Raw genomic sequence first — 21,987 nt, forward strand, 5'->3', positions numbered from 1 at the left:
ATCATTCACCCGATCGGCATAATCTGAGCCCATGCCCATCATCGACAACGCCGTCTACGCGGCCGGCCGGCGCATCCACGACCCCGACTCGCTGGACGAGACCTACGAGCTCATGCGCGAGAACGACGGCATGGCCTGGATCGGCCTGTACCGGCCCGACGCCGAGGAGATCCGTTCGGTCGAGCAGGAGTTCGACCTGCACCACCTCGCCGTCGAAGACGCCCTCACCGGCCACCAGCGCGCGAAGCTCGAGCGCTACGGCGACACGCTCTTCCTCGTGCTGCGCCCCGCGCGCTACCTCGACAAGGAGGAGGAGGTGGAGTTCGGCGAGCTGCACGTGTTCGTGGGCCCGGGCTTCGTGGTCACCATCCGGCACGCCGAGTCGCCCGACCTCGCCCGCGTGCGGCGCCGGCTCGAGGGCAACTCCGAACTGCTCGCGCTCGGCCCCGAGGCGGTGCTCTACGCGATCGTCGACGAGGTGGTCGACGAGTACGGGCCGGTGCTCGCGGGGCTGGAGAACGACATCGACGAGATCGAGCAGCAGCTGTTCGGCGGCGATCCGAACGTCTCCAAGCGCATCTACGACCTGCTCGGCGAGGTGATGGAGTTCCAGCGGGCCGTGCATCCGCTCACCTCGATGCTCGAGGCGCTGCTGCGCGGATCGGAGAAGTACAAGGTCGACCTCGAGCTGCAGCGGGGCTTGCGCGACGTGCTCGATCACGTGCTGCAGATCGTGGGGCGGGCGGATTCCTTCCGCGCGACCCTGCAGAACGCGCTCACCGTGCACTCCACGCTCGCCACCCAGCGCCAGAACGACGAGATGCGGCGCATCTCCGAGGCGAGCCTGGAGCTGGCCGAAGACACCCGCAAGCTCTCCGAGACCAGCATCCAGCAGGGCGAGGAGGTGAAGAAGATCTCCGGATGGGCCGCGATCCTCTTCGCCCCCTCGCTGATCGCCGCGATCTACGGCATGAACTTCGATGTCATGCCCGAGCTGCACTGGGTCTTCGGCTACCCGCTGGCGATCCTGGCCATGCTGCTGCTCGCGTTCGTGCTTTACTCGGTGTTCAAGCGCAACAAGTGGCTGTGACCGGCTGAGCCCGTGACGGGCCGGGTCACGCGGCGGCGTGCTGCGGGGCGTGGCTGTTCCCGTTCCCGGGCTCCGGGCCGTCGGCCGGCGGCAGGACGGCGCGGTTCCTGAAGTGGCCGGCGGCCATCAGCACGATGCCGAGCGCGATCCATCCGCCGAGCACCAGCCAGGGCTGCAGGGTCGAGGCATCCGGGAAGTAGGAGAGGTCGCGCATCAGCGTGGCGCCCGCTCCCGGCGGGAAGAACTGGCCGATCGCGCCCCAGGGCTCGGGCAGGAACTCCCAGGGCTGCGTGGCGCCCGAGATCGGGTTGCCGATCAGCATCGCGAGCACGGCGCCGATGCCGATCCCCTTGGCGCCGAGGATCGAGGTGAGCCCCACGATCAGCGCGCTGACGGCGAGAACGGATGCTGCGACCGCCAGCGTGTTCAGCACCGCGTCGCCCTGCAGCACGCCGAACCAGGCCTGGCCGATCGCCACCACGATCACGGCGCCCGCGACCGAGTAGAGCACCACCGTGGCCAGCCGGCGCCAGACGCCGACCACGAGCAGGCTCACGACGACACCGCCGATCACGCCGCCGATGACGAGCGGGAACGACAGCGTGGTGAGGCCGGCGCCGCGCGGATCGCTGCTCGCGAGCGGCACGACATCCGTCACCGCGATGGTGGGGACGGCATCGGCGGCGACTCCCTGGGCGGCGAGCTGCTGATCGAACGCCCGCTGCAGCTGCTCGGCGAGGCCGGTGAAGATCTGGCTCACGACGACGCCGTTCGCCGAGGCGGTGAGCACCTCGGGCACGGATCCGGAGGCGTCGACCGCGCCGAAGGCGTCGCGCGAGCGGATGGCCGCCTCGGCCTCGTCGCGGGTCTCGACCCGGCTGACGGTGAAGGTGTCGCCGGCGCTCTGCTCGAGCTGGTCGGCCACCGCGTCGGCCGTGGCGGAATCGCCTGCGACGACGACCGGCACGGCGTGAACGCTCGAGGTGACCGAGGGCCAGGAGAAGGCGAGCACGAAGATGCCGACGATCAGCGAGGCGCCGATGCCGATCAGGGCCACGCGGCTCCACGGGGTGTGCGGACGGGACATGCTCTTCTTCTCTCTTCAACCATAAAAAACGAATAACCGTTCTTTATTGTGAGGTGGCCCGCTACCCTTGTCAAGAACGGTCATTCGTTTTTGGAGTGGAGCATGCCGAAAGTCACCGACGACCATCGCGCCGAGCGCCGGCGCCAGATCGCCACGGCCGCGCTGCGCTGCTTCGCGCGCAAGGGGTTCGAGGCCACGTCGATGGCCGACATCATCGCCGAGTCCGGGCTGTCGGCCGGCGCCATCTACTTGCACTACGCCAACAAGCAGGAACTCGTCGCCCACGTCGTCCGCGACGTGCTGCGGGGCCGGGGGCGCGACCTCGAGGGGTTGTCCACCCGCGACCCGCTGCCGCACCCGGACGAGGTGGTGCGCACCTTCGTGGGGGGCATGACCTCCGAGCTCGGGGGCAGCGCCATCCTGGTGCAGGTGTGGGCGATCGCCGCGCGCGAGCCCGAGCTCGCGTCCATGATCGCCGAGTTCATCGCCGAGCTGCGGCGGCTGTACGCCTCGTACTTCCGCGCCTGGTTCGTGCGGGCCGGGGTCCCGGATGCCGCAGCCTCCGCCCGCGCCGACGCGATCGTCCCCGTGGTGGTCGGCATCTGCCAGGGCTACCTGCTTCAGGCCGCGATCGCTCCGGGCTTCGACCCCGAGCAGTACCTCGCGGCGGTCGCGCTGCTCGACTTCGCGGCGCTCCCCGCATCCTGATCACCCCGTCTCTGCGCCGACCCGTCACTTGGTCCCGCTTACAGGGCCTCAAAGCGGGACCAAGTGACGGGTCGACGAAGGTGGGTAGCCTTGCGGGGTGCCTGACGAGAATCCCCAGCCCATGCCGAGTGCCAGCGAGGGCTCGAGCGCGAGCCTCGAGCTGAGCGCGGGGGGCGTCGGGCCGTGGGCGGGCGAGCTGCCGTCGGGGGCGGATGCGGCGCGGTACGACCCCGAGCTGCTCGAGCGCGGCGACACCCGCAACGTGATCGACCGCTACCGCTACTGGCGGATGGACGCGATCGTGGCCGACCTCGACGAGCACCGGCATCCGTTCCACGTGGCCATCGAGAACTGGCAGCACGACATGAACATCGGCTCGATCGTGCGCAGCGCCAACGCCTTCGCCGCCGACACCGTGCACATCATCGGCCGCAAGCGCTGGAACAAGCGCGGCGCGATGGTGACCGACCGTTACCAGCACGTGTCGAACCATCCGGATGTCGCGACCTTCGTGGCCTTCGCGCGCGAGGCGGGCCTGCCGATCATCGCGATCGACAACGTGCCCGGCTCGGTCGTCATCGAGACCTTCGCGTTCCCGGCGCGCTGCGTGCTGCTCTTCGGCCAGGAGGGCCCGGGCCTCTCGCCCGAGGCGCTGGCGGCGGCGGATGCCGTGGTCGAGATCTCGCAGTTCGGCTCCACCCGTTCGATCAACGCGAGTGCCGCCGCCGCGGTCGCCATGCACGCCTGGATCACCCAGCACGTCCCCTTCGCTTAGTCCATCCCATACCGCAGGATGTCGCGCCCATACCGCAGGATGTCGCGCCAGCCTCTGCTGAGGCGGTGCCGGAGCATCAGGGGGTGAGCACACCGCGCAGCTCGGACCAGACCTCGCGCTGCAGCTCGGGGAGGGAGCGCTGCTCGCCCGGGGCGAGCCAGCGGGCGAAGGCCACGCCGAACACGGTGACGCCCGACTGGGCCGCGAGCGCGGCCTGCGCCTCGGATGCACCTCGGGCGCGCAGGGCCTCGGCGATGCCCTGCGCCAGCCACACCATCTTCAGCGACTCGCGCTCCTGCAGGGGGGCGTTCGCGTCGATGATGCCCTGTCGCACGCGCGAGTAGGGCCGCCGTTCGTCGGGGAAGAAGGATGCCGCGGCCGTGTGCAGCGCGAACTCCACCGTCTGCACCGGCGAGGCGTCGGCGGGTGCGGCCGCGACGCTCTCCACGAAGACGGTCTGGAAGAAGTTCTGGCCGTCGAACAGCACTTCGCGCTTGTCGGCGAAGTGCCGGAAGAAGGTGCGCTCCGTGAGGCCGGACGCCTCCGCGATCTCGGCGGCCGTCACCGCCTCGAAGCCACGCTCGGTGAAGAGCTCGATCGCGGCCGCGCGCAGACGGTCGCGAGCACCGGGTTCCCATCGCACCATGTGTTCAGCATAGCGGTGGTGACAGCGACATCAGGTGTACAGTCATGTCTGTCACTGACGTCGGTCACTGACATCGCATTCCCCTGACCCCCATCGAACGAAGAGAGACATCATGCGCGTATTCGTCACCGGAGCATCCGGCTGGATCGGCTCCGCCACCGTCGACGAGCTGCTCGCCCACGGCTACGAGGTCACCGGCCTCGCCCGTTCCGACGCCTCGGCCGCCGCCCTCGAGGTGAAGGGCGCCGCCGTTCTGCGCGGCGACCTCGACGACCTCGAGAGCCTGCGCACCGGCGCGGCGGGAGCCGAGGCGGTCATCCACCTCGCCAACAAGCACGACTGGTCGAACCCGGCCGAGTCCAACCGCGCCGAGCGCGCCGCCGTGCAGGCCCTCGGCGACACCCTGGCCGGATCGGGCCGGCCGTTCCTGCTCGCCGCCGGAGTCGCCGGCCTCGCCCAGGGCCGGCCGTCGACCGAGAACGACCGGTCGCCGTTCAGCGGCCCGGATGCGCCGCGCGGAGGCACCGAGAACCTCGCGCTGGACTACATCGACCAGGGCGTGAAATCGATCAGCCTCCGCTTCTCGCCGACCGTGCACGGCGCGGGGGATCACGGCTTCGTGTCGTACCTGGTCGCCACGGCACGCGAGAAGGGCGTCTCGGGTTACGTGGGCGACGGCGCGACGGGCTGGGCGGCCGTGCACCGCTCCGACGCCGCGCGGATGATCCGCCTGGGGCTCGAGAAGGCCCCGGCGGGCGCGCTGCTGCACGCGGTGGCGGAGGAGAGCGTCTCGTCGAAATCGATCGCCGAGGCGATCGGCCGCGGTCTCGGGCTGCCGGTGGCCTCCGTCGACCCGGCCGACGCCGTCGCGCACTTCGGATTCCTCGGCGCGTTCTTCGCCATGGACCTCTCGTCGTCGAGCAGCATCACGCGAGACCTCCTCGGCTGGGCGCCCGAAGGTCCGACCCTGCTCGAGGACTTCGCGGCGGGAGCCTACTTCCCCGTCTGAGTCCCTGCGCGATCCGTCCGAGTCCCTGCGCTGTCCGACCGATTCCCTGCGCCGTCCGTGCGCGTCTCCGCGCCATCCGTGCGAGTCTCCGCGCCATCCGTAAGAGTCTCGGCGCCCAGCGCGCCGGCGATGGTCTCGACCACCGCGTCCGGGGTCGAGGCGACGCCGATCGCGACCCCGGCCTCGCCCGTCCCGAGCGGCTCCAGCACCGCGAGCTGCGAGCCGAGCAGGGCGGGCGGCATGAAGTGGTCGACGCGGGCCGAGAGGCGCTGTGCGAGCAGCTCGGATCCGCCGAGCAGCTGCACGAAGAACGACCCGGCGCACTCCGCCGCCAGCAGATAGCGGTAGACGCGCCGCAGCGCCGAGCACGCCACGACCACGCCGCCCGAGTCTCCCGCGGCGTGGTCGGCGGCGCGCCCGACGGCCTCGAGCCAGGGCGCCCGGTCGGCGTCGTCGAGGGCGATACCGGCCGACATCTTCTCGATGTTGGCGAGCGGATGCAGGTCGTCGGCATCCAGGAACGGCCACCCCAGGCGCGCCGCGAGCAGCGCCCCCACGGTGGATTTTCCGGAGCCGGAGACCCCGGTGACGAAGACGGCGCGAACGGGCATACCTCCATCCGACCACACCGCGGGCGTCCGGGCCCGCCCGCTCAGCGGATGTTCGCTCGACCGTCCTCGGCTTCGCGAACGACCGGCGCCGCCGATTCGGCCGCCGATCCCGGCGTCGGGTGCGCGATCCGGGGGCCCTTCCGGCCGCGCACGCCCAGCGTCGCCACGAGCACACCCGCGATCACGACGGCGCCGCCGACGAGGTCGCCGAGGTTCGGCACCTCGCCGAGCACGAGCCAGGCCGCGGTGAAGCCCGCGACCGGCACGAGCATCGAGAACGGGGCCACGCGGCTGGAGGGATTGCGCTTCATCAGCGTGGTCCAGATGCCGGAGCCCACGACCGTGCCGATCAGCACCGTGTACGCGAGGCCGAGCACGGCGGGCAGCGCCTCGAGGGTGAAGCTGGTGGCGAGTGACTCGCCGATCCGCTCCGGACCCTCCGCCACGAGGGCCAGCGCGATCATCGGGATCGGCGGCACCACCGACATCCACATCGTCATCCCGAGCGGGCTCACCGGGTTCGCCTGCCGGCTGCACACGTTGCCGAAGGCCCAGCCGAGTGCGCCGCAGAGGGTGAGGATCACCGGGAGCAGGGCGGACACGCCAGCCCGTTCCGCCGCGATGATGCCGAGACCGGCCACCGCCACGGCGATGCCGATGGCCTGAACCAGGGTGAGCTTCTCGCGCAGCCACACGGCGGCGATCACCACGGTGAACGGGGCGGATGCCTGCAGCACGAGCGAGGCGAGCCCCGGCGGCATCCCGGCCTCCATGCCCGCGTAGAGGAAGGCGAACTGCAGGATGCCGAAGCCGAGTCCGTAGCCGAGCAGCCAGCGCACCTTCACCCCGGGCCATTTCACGAACAGCACGGTCGGGATCGCCAGCAGCAGGAACCGCAGCCCCACCAGGAAGAACGGCGGGTACTGCTCGAGCGAGAAGTGGATGGCCACGAAGTTCACGCCCCACAGCACGGCGACCAGGGCGGCGAGGAGTCGGTCGCGGAGGGGCATGTCCCCACCCTCGCCTGCCGCTTCCCCCCGCACAAGCGGGCGTTGCTTCACCCTCGATGTGGCTGCGCTACACCCCGCTCGCCGCCCCGCCGCTCCCCGCCCGACCCCCCGCCCCCGCCCCACTTCGCCGACCCGTCACTTCGTCCCGCTTTGCCGGGTCCAAAGCGGGACAAAGTGACGGGTCGGCGGCGGCGTGCGGGTGTCTAGACTCGAGCGGTGAGTCGATATGGGCGTTCAGGTGGTCGGACCGTGGTGCTCGCCGGCGTGATCGATGTGGTGCTGGTGCTCGTCTTCGTGGCCATCGGGCGGCGCAGTCACGACGAGGACTCGGCGCTCGTCGGCTTCCTCACCACGGCGTGGCCGTTCCTGGCGGGCGCAGCTGTGGGCTGGCTGCTCGCGCGGGCCTGGCGGGTGCCGCTGCGCGTGGCCCCGGCCGGTGTCGTGATCTGGGGCGCATCCGTGGTGCTGGGGATGGTGTTCCGTCTGCTCAGCGGCCAGGGCGTGCAGCTCTCCTTCGTGATCGTCACCGCGATCGTGCTCGGCGTCTTCCTCGTCGGCTGGCGCGCCCTCGCCCTCCTCGTGCGCCGCCTGCGCTCCCGCGCCCGCCCCAGCACCCGCTAAAGCGCACCCGCACCCGCTCCCGCCCCAGCACCCGCTCCCGCCGGCGCGCGACCGCCGGTGGCGACTTGGCAGAAGTCGCCACTTTTTGCGGCCACTTGCCACAAGATGTGGCAAGTCGCGAGAGCCGGGGTGCGTGAACGCGAGCGCGGGCGCTCGGGGAACGCACGGCGGCCGTCCAGCGCGCGAACCTAGGATGTGCGGATGAGCGGCACGCAGGAGGCGCAGGCCACGCCCGCCACGCAGCGGCCGGGCCGGCCTGCGCGGTCCACGGGCGTCACCGTGTGGGCAGCCGTTTCCGGCGTCGTCGCCGCGGTCGTGGTGCTCGCCGTGGCCGAGGTCGTCGCGGTCTTCGCCGGGTCGGAGACCAGCCCCCTCTTCGCTGTCGGTTCGTTCGTGATCGACCTCGCACCACCGGGTGTGAAAGACCTGGTCATCAGCCTGTTCGGCACCGGCGACAAGGTCGCCCTGCTGGTGCTGCTTGGCATCCTGGTTCTCGCCCTGGCCGCCGCGGCCGGCATCCTGGAGCTCCGTCGCCCGCCGTTCGGAACCGTCCTCCTCGTGCTCGTCTCCGGCATCGCCGTGCTCGCCGTCACCACCCGCAGCGGCGCGAGCGGCTTCTCGGCGCTGCCGACCGTGCTCGGCATGGTCGCCGGTGTGCTGGTGCTCCGGATGCTGCGGTCGAGACTGCGCACCTGGCAGCAGGATGCGGAACGCAGCCCTGCGAATCCGGCCCCGATGGCGACCCAGATCGCGCTCGACCGCCGGCGGTTCCTCGTGGCGGCGGGTGCTTTCGGCATCGGCTCCGCCTTCGCCGGCCTCATCGCCCGTTCGATGAACGCGACCGCCGGAGCCGTGAGCGCCGCGCGCGACGCGATCCTGCTGCCGCGCGCCGCCGCCCCGGCCGCCGCGGTCCCGGCCGGCGCCGACCTCGGCCTGGACGGCCTCACCCCCTACGTCGTGCCGAACACCGACTTCTACCGCATCGACACCGCCCTGCAGGTGCCGCAGGTCGACAGCGCCGGCTGGACGCTGAAGATCACCGGCGAGGTCGAGAACGAGATCGAGATCACATTCGACGAGCTGCTCGCGCTGCCCCTCGAAGAGCATCTCGTCACCCTCAGCTGCGTCTCGAACGAGGTCGGCGGCGACCTCATCGGCAACGCGCTCTGGCTGGGCTACCCGATCCGCGAGTTGCTGGCCCGGGCGAAGCCGCGCGCGGGCGCCGACATGGTGCTCTCCACGAGCGTCGACGGTTTCACCGCCGGAACCCCGCTCGACACGCTGCAGGATGCGGATCGCGTCGCGATCCTGGCCGTCGGCATGAACGGCGAGCCGCTCCCCGTGGAGCACGGCTTCCCGGTGCGGATGGTGGTGGCGGGCCTTTACGGCTATGTCTCGGCCACGAAGTGGGTGTCCGAGCTGAAGGTCACCACGTTCGCGGCCGACGAGGGTTACTGGACCCCGCGCGGCTGGTCGGCGCTCGGCCCCATCAAGACCGAGTCGCGCTTCGACGTGCCCAAGAACGGCGTGTCCGTCGCATCCGGAACCGTCCCCGTCGCGGGCGTCGCGTGGTCGCCGCACACCGGCATCACGGCGGTCGAAGTGCGCGTCGACGGGGGCGACTGGATGCCCGCCCGCCTCGCCGAGACCGCCGGCGTCGACACCTGGGTGCAGTGGGTGCTCGACTGGGACGCCCAGCCCGGCCAGCACCTCCTCGAGGTGCGCGCCACCGATGCCACCGGCTACACCCAGACCCCCGACAAGGCCCCGCCGGCCCCCGACGGCGCCACGGGCTGGGCCACCCGCACGATCACCGTCACCTGACCCGGATCGGTGCCCCCATCTCGCACGTGGTCGACCTGGATAAAGTGAGTCTTTGTCGCTAATCTGAGGAGATGGACATCTTCGCGGCGATCGTATGGCTGCCGCTCTGGGCCTCGCTCCCCCTGAGCTTCGTAGCCATCATCCTGGTCGCTCGCTGGCTGGCCCGTCGGCGCAGTCGCCCCGGGCGACTCCGTGACGGGGTCGACGGCACGGGGCGGATCGTGTCGGTGACCACCTACGGCCGCGGTGGCTCGAGTCAGGGCCTGGTCACCATCGACCTCGTGGTGGAAGCACCCGGGGTGCCGGCGACGGCCGTCCGGTACCAGCGGATGATCATGGTGCCGCGGTGGCCCGAGCCCGGCGACATCGTGCCGGTCTCGATCGATCCTCGGAAACCGGAGCGGTGCGTCATCCTCTGGGGCGAACTCCCCGATCCGCAGACGCTCGGGCGGGAGAGGGCCGAGCGGCTCGCCGACGACCTGCGCCACGGGCGGGCCGGATCGTCGAGGTCGGGGCCGGCCGCTTCGGCGCCGGACGGGTCGAGCCTGTTCGGATCGAGCCTGTTCGGGTCGGGCCTGTTCGAGTCCACGACGGGAACGAGGGCGCCGGCGCGATCGACCGATTGGAGCATCCGTTTCGACACGGGCGGGGCCACTGCGACGGGGCCCGACGGGGTGAGCCGGCGAGTGGATTCGCTCGACGGACTCGATCCGCTCCTGGCCCGAACGGTGCGGAGGGTGTGGGACGAGGCGAACGCCGCGAACCGCGCTTCCTCGTTCAGCGGTCTCTCCTCGTCGGAGCAACAGAAGATCACCGACACGATCGAGCGCCTCGGGCACCTCTTCCGCTGAGAGGCTCAGCCGATGAGGGAGGGGCGGAGGTCGCGCAGGGTGCGGTGGCGGGTGAGGCGGCGGGCTCCGAGGTAGCTGACGAGCAGGGCGCCGATCAGCCAGAAGACGAGCGCACCGGCATCCGCCCCCGCCAGGGAGAGGTTGCCGCCGTACATCAGCTGCCGGATGCCGTCGACCGCGTGGCTCATCGGTAGCACCTGGTGCAGCACCTGAAGCGGCCCGGGCAGCGTCTGCCACGGGAACGTCCCGCCCGCCGTCACGAGTTGCAGCACCATCAACACGAGCCCGAGGAACTGCCCGACGCTGCCCAGCAGGATGTTCAGCGCCAGGATGATCGACGCGAACGTGGCCGAGGTGAGCACCATGAACCCGATCATCCACCAGCCGTGCTGCACCTCGTAGCCGAGCGCCAGCGTGATGATGCCGAACACGGCCGCCATCTGGATTCCGCCGAGAATAGCGGGCGTCACCCAGCCGGCCGTCGTCACGAGCGCCGGCTTCTTCAGCGCCGTGACCGCGCGGCGGGAGAGCGGCTTCACGATCAGGAACAGCGCGTAGATGCCGATCCAGGCCGCCAGGCTGATGAAGAACGGGGCCATGCCCGCGCCGTAGTTGCTGGCCTTCGTGACCGCGCTGGTGTCGAGCGCGACCGGGTCGGAGATGGTGGTGGCCGCGGCCTCGCGCTGGTCGGCGGTCTGGTCGGGCACCTCCTCGAGGCCCGAGGAGAGGCCGTCGCGCAGGGTCGTGGTTCCGGATGCCAGCTGGTTCACGCCGTCGGTGAGCGAGAGCGATCCTTCGGCCAGCTGGGTCAGGCCCGAGGAGAGCGCGGACGATCCGGATGCCGCACTCGCGATGCCGTTCGAGAGCGCCGGCGCCGCATCCGCCAGCTGCTGCGTGCCCGCTGCGAGCTGCGCACTGCCGGCGGCGAGCTGCGCGATCTGCGCATTGGTCTGCTGCACAGTGGTGTTGCCCTGGTCGATCGCGGTGCCGACCTTGTCGAGCTCGGCCAGCACGGCCGCCTTCTGCTCGGGCGTGAGCGTGGAGTCGTCCAGCAGCGCCACGATGTCGGCACGGGCGGCCGGAACCTGGCTCGCGGCATCCTGAACGGCCGTCGCCACCTCGTTCGCCTTCGTGGAGAGCTGAGCGTTGCCGGCCGCGACCTGCTGGGCGCCATCGTTCAGCTGCGCCGTCTGCGCGGGGAGGTCGGCCGAGCCGGCGGCGAGCTGCTGCAGCCCGTCGTTCAGCTGCAGGGCGCCGACGTTCGCGCTGCCCGCCCCTTGCGCGAGTTGCAGGGCTCCGGATGCCGCGGAGGAGGATCCGTCGGCCAGCTGCCCGGCCCCGTCCACCGCCTCGGTGAGGTTCGAGCGCACGGTGGCGAAGCCGTCGAGCAGCTGCAGCGCGGCCTCCTTGCCGACGCGCTCGGTGATGGAGGCGCGCACCTTCTCGGCCACCTGGCCGGCGATGGTGGTGGCGAGGAAGCTGTTCGTGTCGTTCGTGGTGAGGGTGACGACCGCCTGCTGCGGGGCGTTGCCGCTGGCCGAGGTGAGGGCGTTCGAGAAGTCGGGGCCGAGGCTCAGGATGAAGTCGAATTCGCCGTCTCGTACGCCCTCCTCCGCCTGCTCGGCCGTGACGACGTGCCAGCCGACCGAGGCGTCTTTCAGCAGCTGCTCCTGCACGTCCTGGCCGTAGTTGACGGGCTTGCCGTCGAGGGTGCTGCCGGTGTCTTCGACCACGAGCGCGACCGGGACGTCTTTGAGGTTGCCGTAGGGGTCGTTGTTGGCCCAGAGGTAGAGGCCGGCGTAGAGCACGGGGACGAGCATGAGGGCTACCAGGGCCAGTTTGGCCATGCTGGTGGCGGTGAGGCGCTTGAGCTCGGTTCTGACGAGGGTGAGGATCTTCATTTCGACAGCTCCTCGAGGGTGTCTTGGGTGTCAGCGGGGGTGGTTTCGGGCAGCAGGGGCAGCACGATTTCGGCGGAGGGGGCGCCGCAGACTACGGCTACGGCGAAGTCGCGGGCGGCCAGGTCGGTGGCTACGGCCAGCCAGTCGCGGGGGTCGCCGCCGTGGCGGTCGGGGGAGGTGATGACGAGGGCCTCGACACCGCGGCGGAAGGCCGCGAGCTCGGCGAGGAGGCGGAGGCGGATGGCCGGGGGGACGTCGTCTATGCGGGCCTTGGCGTAGGCGGTGGCGCCGGCATCGGCGAGGGTCTGGGCGATCGTGGCGCGGCTGGTGGAGCGGCCGGCGTAGAGCAGTTCTTCGCGGACGACCGTGGTGAGGGGGAGGTCGGCGGCGGGGGCGCTCACCTCGGGGGCGTCGACGAGGGCGACGCGCTCGCGGAGGAGGGCGGGGTCGTCGGCGCCGTCGAGGGTGATTGTGCCGGCGTCGGGGCGCATCCGTCCGCTCAGGATGAGGGCCAGCACGACCGGGCGGTCGCCCACCTCGGCCTCGGCGACGGTGACCCGGCCGGTCTCGTACGAGACGGTGGTGTCGGGGAGCGGGATGCCGTCGTGGCCCTTGGCGATGTTCGTGGCGACGATTCTCATCTCGGGTCCTTGTCGTTGTCGTTGTCGTTGTTGTTCGTGGGGCGCTGGGGCGGATCGTGTGGACGGCTCTGCCCGAGGACGCCCACCACACCGGAGCCATCCACACGATCCGCCCCAGCTCGCGTGCCGGGTTCGGCGGGGAGGGCGTGGATGACGGCGGCGGCGGCTTGCCAGGAGAGGCCGGCGACCGAAAGGCCGACCGCCATGACCAGCCGGCGGGCCTCGGCCTCGGAGAGCTCGGAGCGCACGGCCTCGTCGAGCACCGCGATGGCCGCGTCCTCGATCAGGCGGGCGAGGCTCGGCTCGGGTACGTCGGTGCGGAAGAAACCGGCCGCGATGCCGCCGGCGACCGCGTGGCGCAACGAGCCGCGCACGGGGGCGAGCGCATCCGCCACCGTCTTCTCGAGCGGGCCGTGGATGGCGAGCTGGGCGAGCACGCGCACCTGCTGCACCTCGGTCCAGAGAGCGGCCCCGATCAGGGCGAGATGGATGCGCGGATCGGGGTCGTGTACGCCGGCCAGCGCCGCCGAGATGCGGGTTCCGCCCCGCACCAGCAGCTCGGCGAGCAGCTCGTCGCGCGAGGCGAAGTGGCCGTAGATCGAGCGGCGGGACAAGCCCGCCTGCGTGGCCACGGCATCCAGCGACGCCTCGGGATCGGCGCGGAACACCACGCCCGCCGCAGCGAGGATGGCCTCCCGGTTCTCGAGGGCGTCTTTGCGCGCCGGTCGCGCGCTTCGGAGAGCAGTGGTCACGAGCCCTATCGTACTAAGTTGCACACAACCGTGCAACTTATCGCGATCGCGTGACGAATCGCCCCTGGGATGCGTCTCATCTGTGTAAGCACCTCGGCGGCGGAGCGACCCGAAGACCTGGCCCGAACGCCCCGATCGAGGTAGACAGAGATCATCATCACGGAAGGAGCGCACCATGAGCGCTGGAGACAAGATCAAGAACGCCGCGGAAGACCTCGCCGGTAAGGCCAAGGAAGCCGTGGGCAACGTCACCGACAACGACAAGCTCGTCGCCGAGGGCAAGGCCGACCAGGCCAAGGCCGACGCCAAGAAGGCCGGCGAGAACGTCAAGGACGCGTTCAAGCACTAGAACCCCCGCACCGTCACAGAGAACGTCCCGCTCGGGCGTCTGTGCCGTGTGGCCGTCACCTGAGGGTGGCGGCCACACTTCTGCCCGCACCATCCACGATCACATCCACAGAAAGAGACACACACTCATGGGCTTCTTCGGCTTCCTCCTGCTCGGACTCCTCGCCGGCGCCATCGCCAAACTGATCCTGCCCGGAAAGCAGGGCGGCGGATGGTTCATCACGCTGCTGCTCGGCGTCGTCGGCGCCCTCCTCGGCGGGTTCCTCGGTGGCATCCTGTTCAACGCTCCGCTGCAGGACTTCTTCTCGATCCAGACCTGGCTGCTCGCCATCGGCGGATCCATCATCGTGCTGCTGATCTACGGCCTCATCGTGGGTCGCCGCCGGGCCTGACGACCAGCCCGGCCGCTACTTTCTGACAGGTGTCGGAAAGTAGCGGTAGGCTGGGCGGTGGTCCCACCGGTGCGACGCCGATCTCCCGCGACCTCGACGTGCACACGCACCGTGCGTCACTTGCGAGAAAGGCATCCCATGACCACCACCGCCCACGCCGCCGTCCTGCGCGGCCTCGACTCCCCGTTCTCGTTCGAGGACGTCGTGCTCGACGACATCCGCCCGAACGAGCTGCTCGTCAAGATCGTCGCCACCGGCCTCTGCCACACCGACCTCGCGGTCGTGCACGGCCACATCCCGGCCGCCCTCCCCACCGTGCTCGGTCACGAAGGTGCGGGCATCGTAGAACAGGTCGGCTCGAGCGTCACCGACTTCGCCGTGGGCGACCACGTGGCGGTGTCGTTCGCCTCGTGCGGGCACTGCGCCAACTGCCTGGTGGGCCGCGAGGCGTACTGCCTCAAGTTCATGCAGCTGAACGTCGCCGGCGTGCGTGAAGACGGATCCGGCACCATGACCGCCCCCGACGGCGGCGAGATGCACGGCGCGTTCTTCGGTCAGTCCTCGTTCGCCTCGCACGCCATCGTGGCCGACCGCAACGCCGTGAAGGTGGCCGACGGCATCCCTCTGGAGATCGTGGGACCGCTCGGTTGCGGCATCCAGACCGGAGCCGGCACCGTGCTCAACTCGCTCGACGTGCCCGCCGGTTCGAGCATCGTCGTGAGCGGAACCGGAGCTGTGGGCCTCTCGGCCATCATGGCCGCCAAGGTCGCCGGCGCCACCACGATCATCGCGGTCGACGTGCTGCCCGAGCGCCTCGAGTTCGCCACCAAGCTCGGCGCCACCCACACGGTGAACGGCCGCACCGACGACGTCGTCGCGCGCATCCTCGAGATCACCGACGGCCTCGGCGCCGCCTACGGTGTCGACACCACCGCCGTGCCGCAGGTGGTCGAGAACGTCATCAACGCCACGCGCTTCGGTGCGACGATCGCCCTGCTGGGCGTCGGGAAGCCGGATGCCGTGCTGCCGCTCGGCCTCGTCTCGGGCGCCGGCAAGACGCTGGTGGGCGCGATCGAGGGCGACTCGGTGCCGCAGATCTTCATCCCGCAGCTGCTGGCGCTGTTCGAGGCCGGCGTGTTCCCGTTCGACCAGCTGATCACCCGCTATCCCTTCGATCAGATCGAGCAGGCGATCGCCGACACGCAGTCGGGTGCCGCGGTGAAGGCCGTGCTCACCCTGCCGTGACCCCGCCGCGACTTCGGCGCGACTCCGGCGCGACCCGCGTGCTGGCATGCTGAAGCGATGACCGCCCGGGACCCCCGCACCGCCCGCACCGTGGCCGCGCTCGAGGCGGCGCTGCGGGAGTCCCTGCGCGAGCATCCGCTCGACACCCTCACGGTGAGCGCGCTCTGCCGCGCCGCCGGGGTGCAGCGCACCTCGTTCTACACGCACTTCGAGAGCGTGGCCGAACTGCTCACGGCGATGCTCACCGAGGGCATCGACGCCCTGCTCGATGTTCCGGATGCCCCCGGCCTCGGCATCGCCGACCTCGCCGACGAGTTCCAGCGCACGCTCGTGGCGGCGTTCGAGCTGGTGGTGACCGAGCGACTGCTGTTCCGCGCCGCTTTCGCGTCGGATGCCTCGGCACCCCTCCGCCGCTCCCTCACGACGATGTTCGACGCCCGGCTCGACCGCGCCCTGCAGATCTGGGCCACCCACGGTGCGGCTCAGGATGTCGACGCCCCCGTCGCCCGAGCGTTCGCGGCCGGCGGCCTCACCGCCTCGGTCGAGGCCTGGGCCCTCGCCACCTCCACCGACGCCGAGGCCCGAGCCGCCGCCGTGCGCGACCAGATGGCCCCCTGGTGGCCGCGCGTGGCCTGACGGCGGGCGCGCCGTGCACCGGTCGAACTAGTGAGATCCACCCCTCCGCCGCCCGCACCGTCGCGAACGTGCTCTGTCGCTGCTAGGGAGTGTCGCGCACGCGGCCATGCCCGGGGGCGGAGTGTCCCGTGATGGGGCAGACTCGAGGCGTGACACCTGTCGACCCCAGAGACCCGGCGGGGCCGGAGGGCCCTGACGAGCTGGACGGGCGTGACGGGCTGGACGAGCCTGACGAGCCTGACGAGACGCCGGACCCGCAGACGCCGCCCGAGGATCGCATCCCCGACCCGGGGCCGCAGCACACCGCGCTCTGGGTGCTGCTCTCGCGCTGGCTGCTCGGGCTCGAGGCCTGGCTGCGCTCGCACGGCGGGTCCGGCCTGCGCTTCGGGCTGCGCGCCTTCTGGGGGCTCGTGGCCCTGGCCGGTGTGGTGCTGCTGATCGGCCCCGTGATCAACAAGCCGCTCACGCTCGACGACATCACCGACTCCACCTCGAGCGTCTCCGACACCTGGATCGCCCGCCAGTTCACGGTCGACTACCGCGTCGAGCGCACCGCCGAGGGGCGGATGGACGTGCAGGTCGAGGAGAAGATCACGGCGCTGTTCCCCGAGGGCGACGACGAGTCGGGCATCCAGCGGGCGATCGCCACCAACTACCAGGGGCACGCCCTGAACCCCTCCGGCATCGAGGCGACGTTCGACGGCGAGCCGATCGAGGTGGGTCGATCGGAGGACGCCGAGCAGCTGCTGCTGACGATGAACGCGGACGGCGCGGACGGCGGCACCGCCCTCCAGGGCGACCACGACATCGTGCTGCGCTACACCCTGCACGACCTCGCCTTCGCGTCGACGGACGAGGCGACCGGCCGCGAGGTCGACCTGCTGCGCTGGGACGTGTTCGGTCCGTCCTGGCCGCAGGGCCTCGCCGGCCTCGACGTCACGGTCACCATCCCGAAAGACGTCGACGACCAGCTCGTCCGCCAGCCCCGGGGCAGCCTCGCCTGGCTCATCATCGGCACGGGCGAATGGCTCGATCCCGAACCGGTCGCGGTGACCGGGTCGGCGGATGACGTCTCCTACCGCTTCACGAACGAGCAGAACATCCCGCCGCACGCCAACGCCGGCTTCACGATGTCGTTCGCGCAGGGCACCTTCACGATGCCGCCGCAGACTCCGCTCTTCTGGCTGCAGACCTTCGGGCCGCTGGCCCCGCTCGCGCTCCTGCTGCTCACCCTGCTGTTCGCCCTCGCCGCCCGCGCCGTGGCCTGGGGCGACGCCCGCGGCCGCCCCTGGTTCGTGGCGCAGTACGACCCGCCGAAGGGCGTGTCGGCGCGACTCGCGGCCCAGGTGCTGCGCCGGGAGCGGGTGGCCGAACTGGCTGCCGCGCTAGAAGACGCCCAGAAGGGCGGCGGGGGTGGCGGCAAGAGCCGGGAGAGACGACGCGGGAGGCTTATCGCCGCCGCGAAGGTCGCGCAGCGTGCCGGGCGGATCGGCGACCTGCCGCGAGCACTCACGCGGGCGGCGACGGCGCCCGAGCGTCGCCGGCAGCTGCAGGAGGGACTGCGGCGCATCCCGCGCGGCTTCGTGCGCGACTTCTTCATCGCCGCTCCGCTCGCCCTCACAATCGTGCAGTGGGGTCTGGTGCGGCAGTTGTCGTTCCAGGCGAAGCTCTCGGTGGTGTGGTGGCCGGTGGCGTTCGTGCTGCTGTCCTCGGTGCTCTCGATCGTGATCATCGCGATCGCGCTCTCGGCGCGGCCGCTCACCCGCCGGGGTGCGCTGCTGAAGCAGCACCTGCGCGGCATCGACGTCTACGCCGAGCGCACGCGCCTGCTCGAGCGCGCCCGCTCGAGCGACCGCCTGCTGCCCTACGCGGTGCTGCTCGCGCCGCCGCGTGAGGCCGGCCGGCGGGTGGTGAGCCTGATCGAGGGTGAGCTCGGCGAGGCGGGCGCCTCGCGCTCGTGGCGCACGCCGTCGTTCCTGACGATCCCGCGCATCCTGATCCGGCTGCTCTCGCTGCTGGTCGTGGCCGGTGCGGTCGTGGCGGTGGCGACCCTGCCGAACCCCTTCCCGCGCTCGGTCGACTACCAGTCGTACTGGGGCGACATCTCGGGGACCCTGTACACGAAGGTGCAGGCCTTCGACGCCGTGGCCGAACTCTCGCGCGACGACCAAGGGCGTGGCCGCCTCGACGTGACCGAGACGCTCACCGTCTCGTTCGACGCCGAGGAGGAGGGATCGCAGGTTCCGCAGTTCGCGCAGCAGTGGCGCAACAGCCTCGACGGACAGTCGCTCGGTCTCGCGGTGAGCGCGGTGACGATCGACGGTGACGACGTGCCGTACACGACGGCTCCGGATGCCGACACCCTCCTCATGACGACGCAGCTGCCGCGCGTGCTCCAGGGTTCGCACGACGTGCGGATCGAGTACTCGTTGGCCTCGCCGGTGGTGGCATCCGAGGGCGCCTTCGGCGACGTGGTCGACCGGATGCGCTGGGCGGCCCTGCTGGAGGGCTGGGAGAACGACTCCGCTTGGGGCGACGACCCCGCGCCCTCCCCGCTGACCATCGAGCTGCGGGTGCCCGACGCGCTCACTGCCGAACAGACGGCCGGCGGATGGATCACGCTCGACACCGATTCCTCCGAGCACCCGCGCGAGTGGGCCCCCTCGGTCATCCCCTTCGGCGCGTACGAGCCGAGCCCCGGCGCGACCATCGTCTCCGAGGAGTCGCAGTCGGCGCAGGATGGCTTCACCACGTACGCCCTCGACCTGAAGGAGGACGGCGACTCGGGCTACCCCTTCGAGCTCACGGTCGACGACCTAGGAGCGAGCCTCGACTTCCCGGCGGGCACCTTCACCGGCTCTGACGAGGAGGCGTTGCGGTCCCTGCAGCTGAGTACCGCGGTGCCGATCGCCTCGGTGCTGACCCTCGCAGGCATCGCGGTGCTGCTCGGCCTCGCCGGAGCCGTGGCGGGCCTGCGCCGCACCCCGCGCGCCTTCACGAAGGGCGTCTTCCGCGACCTCGTGCGCTGGCTCGCGCCGGCCACCGCGCTCGCCGCCGTCATCTTCTTCTTCTGGATGACGATCGACATGCCCGCCGACGAACCCTCGTTCTCCCCGCTCGGCCTCTCGGCCGTGGCGGGGGCTGCCGCCGCCATCCTCTCCCTCGTGCTCACGCGAGCGTCGAGGGCTCGCTAGCGGTCAGCAGTCGCCCATCGATGAGACCGGTCTGGGCATCCCAAGGTAAACTAGTCACAAACACACCTTTCGATGTGTAGATAATTTACGTAGACGAGTAGGGGTGACCATGGAAGTGATCATCGTCGAGACATCGGATGAGGCCGGGGAACTGGCCGCCGGCCTTGTCGCGGATCATGCCCGCACCGATCCCGAGTTCGTGCTCGGCCTCGCGACAGGATCGAGCCCCGAGCCGCTGTACCGTGCGCTCTCCCGCCGGGTCGCCGAGGGGCTCGACCTCTCCAGGGCCCGGGGCTTCGCCCTCGACGAGTACGTGGGCATCCCCGCCGGGCATCCGGCGAGCTATCACGAGGTGATCCGTCGCGAGGTCGTCGTGCCGCTGGGGATGGAGCAGGCCCGCGTGCGTGTACTCGACGGGCTGGCCGCCGATGTGCACGCGGAGTGCGCCGATTTCGAACGCGACATCCGTGCCGCCGGCGGAGTGGCGGTTCAGATCCTCGGCATCGGGACCGACGGTCACATCGGCTTCAACGAACCGACGTCGTCGCTGTCGTCGCGCACCCGCATCAAGACCCTCACCGCGCAGACCCGCGAGGACAACGCGCGATTCTTCGACTCGATCGACGAGGTGCCCCGGCACTGCCTCACGCAGGGCATCGGCACCATCCTCGAAGCACGCCGGCTCGTGCTCCTGGCGAGCGGTACGCAGAAGGCGAAGGCCGTGGCGGCGGCGGTCGAGGGGCCGCTCACCTCGTTCGTGCCCGGGTCGGCGCTGCAGCTGCACCCCCACGCGACCGTGATCGTCGACGCGGCGGCCGCCTCCGAGCTCGCGCTCGCCGACTACTACCGCGAGGTCTACGCGGCGAAGCCGTAGAGCGGATGGCCCGGGCCGGGCGGCGTGGCCGATCCGCCCGGCCGCCCTGTCCGCCCAGGGACGCGCGACCCGCTCAAGACGCCCGAGCCGCTCAGGCCGCCCGACGCGCGTGCGGGATCGCGGCCAGCAGCTCCTGCGTGTACGCCTCCTGCGGCGCCCCGAAGATCTGCTCAGGGGTGCCGCTCTCCACGAACCGGCCCCGCTGCATCACGTGCACGATGTCGGAGACCATGCGCACCACTGCGAGGTCGTGGCTGATGAAGAGGTAACTCAGGTCGAGCTCGCGCTGCAGCTCGGCGAGCAGGTCGAGCACCTGCGCCTGCACCACCACGTCGAGGGCCGAGACCGCTTCGTCGAGCACCACGAGCTTCGGCGCGAGCGCCAGGGCGCGGGCGATGGCGACCCGCTGGCGCTGGCCGCCCGAGAGCTCGTGCGGCAGGCGGTCGGCGAGGGCCGGCGCGAGACTGACCTGGTCGAGCAGCTCGGCCACCCGGGCCCTGCGGGTTCCCGCGTCGCCGATGCGGTGCACGGCGAGCGGCTCCGCGATCGACCGCTCCACGGTGAAGCGCGGGTCGAGTGAGGCGTAGGGGTTCTGGAACACGGGCTGCACCCGTCGCCGGAACTCGAACAACCCCCGGCGGTCGAGCGACACGACGTCGGTGCCTTCGAACAGGATGCGGCCGGATGTCGGGGCCTCGAGTGCGAGCACGAGGTTCGCGGTGGTCGACTTGCCCGACCCCGATTCGCCGACGATCGCCACCGTCTGCCCGCGCGGGATGGTGAACCCCACCGAGTCGACGGCCGTGAAGTCGTTCTCCGCCCCGCGCCCGCGGAGGGCGAACACCTTCGTGAGGTCCTCGACCTCCACCAAGGGGTGGTCGGTGCCGGCGCCCGGCTCCCCGGCCGCGCGCTCGGAGACGAGCGCCCGCTCGCGCGGCGACATCCGCTCGGCCGCGAGGCTCGGCACCGAGGCGATCAGCTGCTTCGTGTACTCGTGCTCGGGGTTCGACAGGATGCTCGACGAGTCGCCCGCCTCGACGATCTCGCCGCGTCGCATCACCACGACCCGGTCGGCCCGCTCCGCCGCGAGGCCGAGGTCGTGGGTGATGAGGAACACGGCGGTACCCATCTCCTCGGTGAGCTGGGCGAGCTGATCGAGGATGCGGCGCTGCACGGTTACATCGAGCGCCGAGGTGGGCTCGTCGGCGATCAGCAGGCGCGGCCGGCAGGCCAGCCCGATGGCGATCAGCACGCGCTGCCGCATGCCGCCCGAGAACTCGTGGGGGTACTGAGCGGCGCGCTTCTCCGGCTCGGGGATGCCCACCATCTCGAGCAGTTCGATGGCCCTCGACCTTGCCGCCTTGCCGGTCACCTTGCCGTGCACGGTGAGCGCCTCCTCGATCTGGTGGCCGATGCGCTGCAGCGGGTTGAGGTTCGACATCGGATCCTGCGGCACGAGCCCGATCTGCGCGCCGCGGATCGACGTCATCTCCCGCTCCCGCAGCGAGGCGAGGTCGCGGCCGGCGAAGAGCACCTGACCCGAGGTGATGCGTCCGTTGCCGGGCAGCAACCGGTTGATCGCGGCGGCCGTGGTCGACTTGCCCGACCCCGATTCGCCCACCACCGCCAGCGTCTGGCCGCTCTCGAGCTCGAGGTCCACGTTGCGCACGGCGGCGAAATCGCCCGCACTCGTGCGGAAGCTGACGGACAGGTCGCGGAGCGACAGCAGAGGGGCGGAGGAGGTCATGGTGCTCTCTATTCTCATCTCGTCG

Annotated in this window: 21 protein-coding genes; 13 read left to right on the top strand and 8 right to left on the bottom strand. The window is 71.0% G+C overall.

Annotated features, from left to right (window positions below; translation table 11 throughout):
- The first annotated feature begins 31 nt into the window (after window positions 1–31).
- The gene (locus ACN4JJ_RS08020) at window positions 32–1,090 is read left to right on the top strand and encodes a magnesium and cobalt transport protein CorA (protein ID WP_440709384.1); all 1,059 of its coding nucleotides are present in this window, start codon (window positions 32–34) and stop codon (window positions 1,088–1,090) included.
- Window positions 1,091–1,115: 25 nt separating this feature from the next.
- Here the strand turns inward: ACN4JJ_RS08020 and ACN4JJ_RS08025 are convergent, their stop codons facing one another.
- Window positions 1,116–2,177: a hypothetical protein gene (locus tag ACN4JJ_RS08025; RefSeq protein WP_440709385.1), complete on the bottom strand. Its 1,062-nt coding sequence runs from the start codon at window positions 2,175–2,177 to the stop codon at window positions 1,116–1,118.
- A 102-nt stretch (window positions 2,178–2,279) separates the two neighbouring features.
- On the opposite strand from ACN4JJ_RS08025, the gene ACN4JJ_RS08030 reads away from it, so the two are divergent.
- Together ACN4JJ_RS08030 and ACN4JJ_RS08035 are read left to right on the top strand one after the other, a co-directional pair.
- Complete coding sequence (locus ACN4JJ_RS08030; protein WP_440709386.1) at window positions 2,280–2,885, top strand: TetR/AcrR family transcriptional regulator; 606 nt, start codon at window positions 2,280–2,282, stop codon at window positions 2,883–2,885.
- Window positions 2,886–3,006: 121 nt separating this feature from the next.
- Entirely contained in the window at window positions 3,007–3,660 is a 654-nt protein-coding gene (locus tag ACN4JJ_RS08035) for a TrmH family RNA methyltransferase (protein ID WP_440709569.1), read from the top strand.
- A gap of 76 nt (window positions 3,661–3,736) precedes the next feature.
- Here the strand turns inward: ACN4JJ_RS08035 and ACN4JJ_RS08040 are convergent, their stop codons facing one another.
- Complete coding sequence (locus tag ACN4JJ_RS08040) at window positions 3,737–4,306, bottom strand: TetR family transcriptional regulator (protein ID WP_440709387.1); 570 nt, start codon at window positions 4,304–4,306, stop codon at window positions 3,737–3,739.
- A 112-nt stretch (window positions 4,307–4,418) separates the two neighbouring features.
- Here ACN4JJ_RS08040 and ACN4JJ_RS08045 point away from each other — a divergent pair, with 112 nt between their 5' ends.
- Window positions 4,419–5,315 (top strand): SDR family oxidoreductase, encoded by an 897-nt coding sequence (locus tag ACN4JJ_RS08045; protein ID WP_440709388.1) that lies wholly within the window; start codon window positions 4,419–4,421, stop codon window positions 5,313–5,315.
- On the opposite strand, the gene ACN4JJ_RS08050 is transcribed toward ACN4JJ_RS08045, so the two are convergent.
- Both ACN4JJ_RS08050 and ACN4JJ_RS08055 read right to left on the bottom strand, forming a co-directional pair.
- A complete protein-coding gene (locus ACN4JJ_RS08050) occupies window positions 5,300–5,926 on the bottom strand; it encodes a gluconokinase (RefSeq protein WP_440709389.1) in 627 nt (208 codons plus the stop codon). The genes ACN4JJ_RS08045 and ACN4JJ_RS08050 overlap by 16 nt on opposite strands.
- A 41-nt stretch (window positions 5,927–5,967) precedes the next feature.
- Window positions 5,968–6,936 carry an EamA family transporter gene (locus ACN4JJ_RS08055; protein WP_440709390.1) on the bottom strand — a complete coding sequence of 323 codons (969 nt, stop codon included), beginning with the start codon at window positions 6,934–6,936 and terminating at the stop codon, window positions 5,968–5,970.
- A 216-nt stretch (window positions 6,937–7,152) separates the two neighbouring features.
- Between ACN4JJ_RS08055 and ACN4JJ_RS08060 the strand changes: the two genes are divergently transcribed.
- From ACN4JJ_RS08060 to ACN4JJ_RS08070, 3 genes are all read left to right on the top strand, one after another.
- Window positions 7,153–7,557 (top strand): DUF3054 domain-containing protein, encoded by a 405-nt coding sequence (locus ACN4JJ_RS08060; protein WP_440709391.1) that lies wholly within the window; start codon window positions 7,153–7,155, stop codon window positions 7,555–7,557.
- A gap of 201 nt (window positions 7,558–7,758) precedes the next feature.
- Window positions 7,759–9,381, top strand: a complete 1,623-nt coding sequence (locus tag ACN4JJ_RS08065; protein ID WP_440709392.1) for a molybdopterin-dependent oxidoreductase — start codon at window positions 7,759–7,761, stop codon at window positions 9,379–9,381.
- Between the two features lie 71 nt (window positions 9,382–9,452).
- Entirely contained in the window at window positions 9,453–10,232 is a 780-nt protein-coding gene (locus tag ACN4JJ_RS08070; protein WP_440709393.1) for a hypothetical protein, read from the top strand.
- A gap of 5 nt (window positions 10,233–10,237) precedes the next feature.
- Here ACN4JJ_RS08070 and ACN4JJ_RS08075 read toward each other — a convergent pair whose 3' ends face one another.
- From ACN4JJ_RS08075 to ACN4JJ_RS08085, 3 genes are read right to left on the bottom strand one after another with little or no spacing between them, the layout of a single operon-like run.
- Window positions 10,238–12,133 carry a YhgE/Pip family protein gene (locus ACN4JJ_RS08075; protein WP_440709394.1) on the bottom strand — a complete coding sequence of 632 codons (1,896 nt, stop codon included), beginning with the start codon at window positions 12,131–12,133 and terminating at the stop codon, window positions 10,238–10,240.
- Window positions 12,130–12,774, bottom strand: coding sequence for a P-loop NTPase family protein (locus tag ACN4JJ_RS08080; protein WP_440709395.1), 645 nt, complete (start codon window positions 12,772–12,774; stop codon window positions 12,130–12,132). Before ACN4JJ_RS08080 ends, ACN4JJ_RS08075 begins: the two co-directional genes overlap by 4 nt.
- Window positions 12,771–13,526: a TetR/AcrR family transcriptional regulator gene (locus tag ACN4JJ_RS08085; RefSeq protein WP_440709396.1), complete on the bottom strand. Its 756-nt coding sequence runs from the start codon at window positions 13,524–13,526 to the stop codon at window positions 12,771–12,773. The genes ACN4JJ_RS08080 and ACN4JJ_RS08085 overlap by 4 nt, the downstream gene beginning before the upstream one ends.
- 175 nt (window positions 13,527–13,701) lie before the next feature.
- Between ACN4JJ_RS08085 and ACN4JJ_RS08090 the strand changes: the two genes are divergently transcribed.
- The 6 genes from ACN4JJ_RS08090 to nagB all read left to right on the top strand — a co-directional run bounded on the left by ACN4JJ_RS08090 (window position 13,702) and on the right by nagB (window position 20,215).
- Window positions 13,702–13,875 carry a CsbD family protein gene (locus ACN4JJ_RS08090; RefSeq protein WP_440709397.1) on the top strand — a complete coding sequence of 58 codons (174 nt, stop codon included), beginning with the start codon at window positions 13,702–13,704 and terminating at the stop codon, window positions 13,873–13,875.
- A gap of 127 nt (window positions 13,876–14,002) precedes the next feature.
- Entirely contained in the window at window positions 14,003–14,266 is a 264-nt protein-coding gene (locus ACN4JJ_RS08095; RefSeq protein ID WP_440709398.1) for a GlsB/YeaQ/YmgE family stress response membrane protein, read from the top strand.
- 138 nt (window positions 14,267–14,404) lie between these two features.
- On the top strand, window positions 14,405–15,511 hold the full coding sequence (locus ACN4JJ_RS08100; protein ID WP_440709399.1) for an NAD(P)-dependent alcohol dehydrogenase: 1,107 nt from the start codon (window positions 14,405–14,407) through the stop codon (window positions 15,509–15,511).
- Between the two features lie 57 nt (window positions 15,512–15,568).
- On the top strand, window positions 15,569–16,147 hold the full coding sequence (locus ACN4JJ_RS08105) for a TetR/AcrR family transcriptional regulator (RefSeq protein ID WP_440709400.1): 579 nt from the start codon (window positions 15,569–15,571) through the stop codon (window positions 16,145–16,147).
- 149 nt (window positions 16,148–16,296) lie between these two features.
- Window positions 16,297–19,341, top strand: a complete 3,045-nt coding sequence (locus ACN4JJ_RS08110; RefSeq protein WP_440709401.1) for a DUF2207 domain-containing protein — start codon at window positions 16,297–16,299, stop codon at window positions 19,339–19,341.
- Window positions 19,342–19,450: 109 nt separating this feature from the next.
- The gene (nagB, locus tag ACN4JJ_RS08115) at window positions 19,451–20,215 is read left to right on the top strand and encodes a glucosamine-6-phosphate deaminase (protein WP_440709402.1); all 765 of its coding nucleotides are present in this window, start codon (window positions 19,451–19,453) and stop codon (window positions 20,213–20,215) included.
- A gap of 91 nt (window positions 20,216–20,306) precedes the next feature.
- On the opposite strand, the gene ACN4JJ_RS08120 is transcribed toward nagB, so the two are convergent.
- Window positions 20,307–21,962 (bottom strand): ABC transporter ATP-binding protein, encoded by a 1,656-nt coding sequence (locus tag ACN4JJ_RS08120; protein WP_440709403.1) that lies wholly within the window; start codon window positions 21,960–21,962, stop codon window positions 20,307–20,309.
- Window positions 21,963–21,987 lie beyond the last annotated feature (25 nt).

Origin of the sequence: Herbiconiux dendrobii, assembly GCF_052048175.1 — a bacterium.
Lineage (GTDB): Bacteria > Actinomycetota > Actinomycetes > Actinomycetales > Microbacteriaceae > Herbiconiux.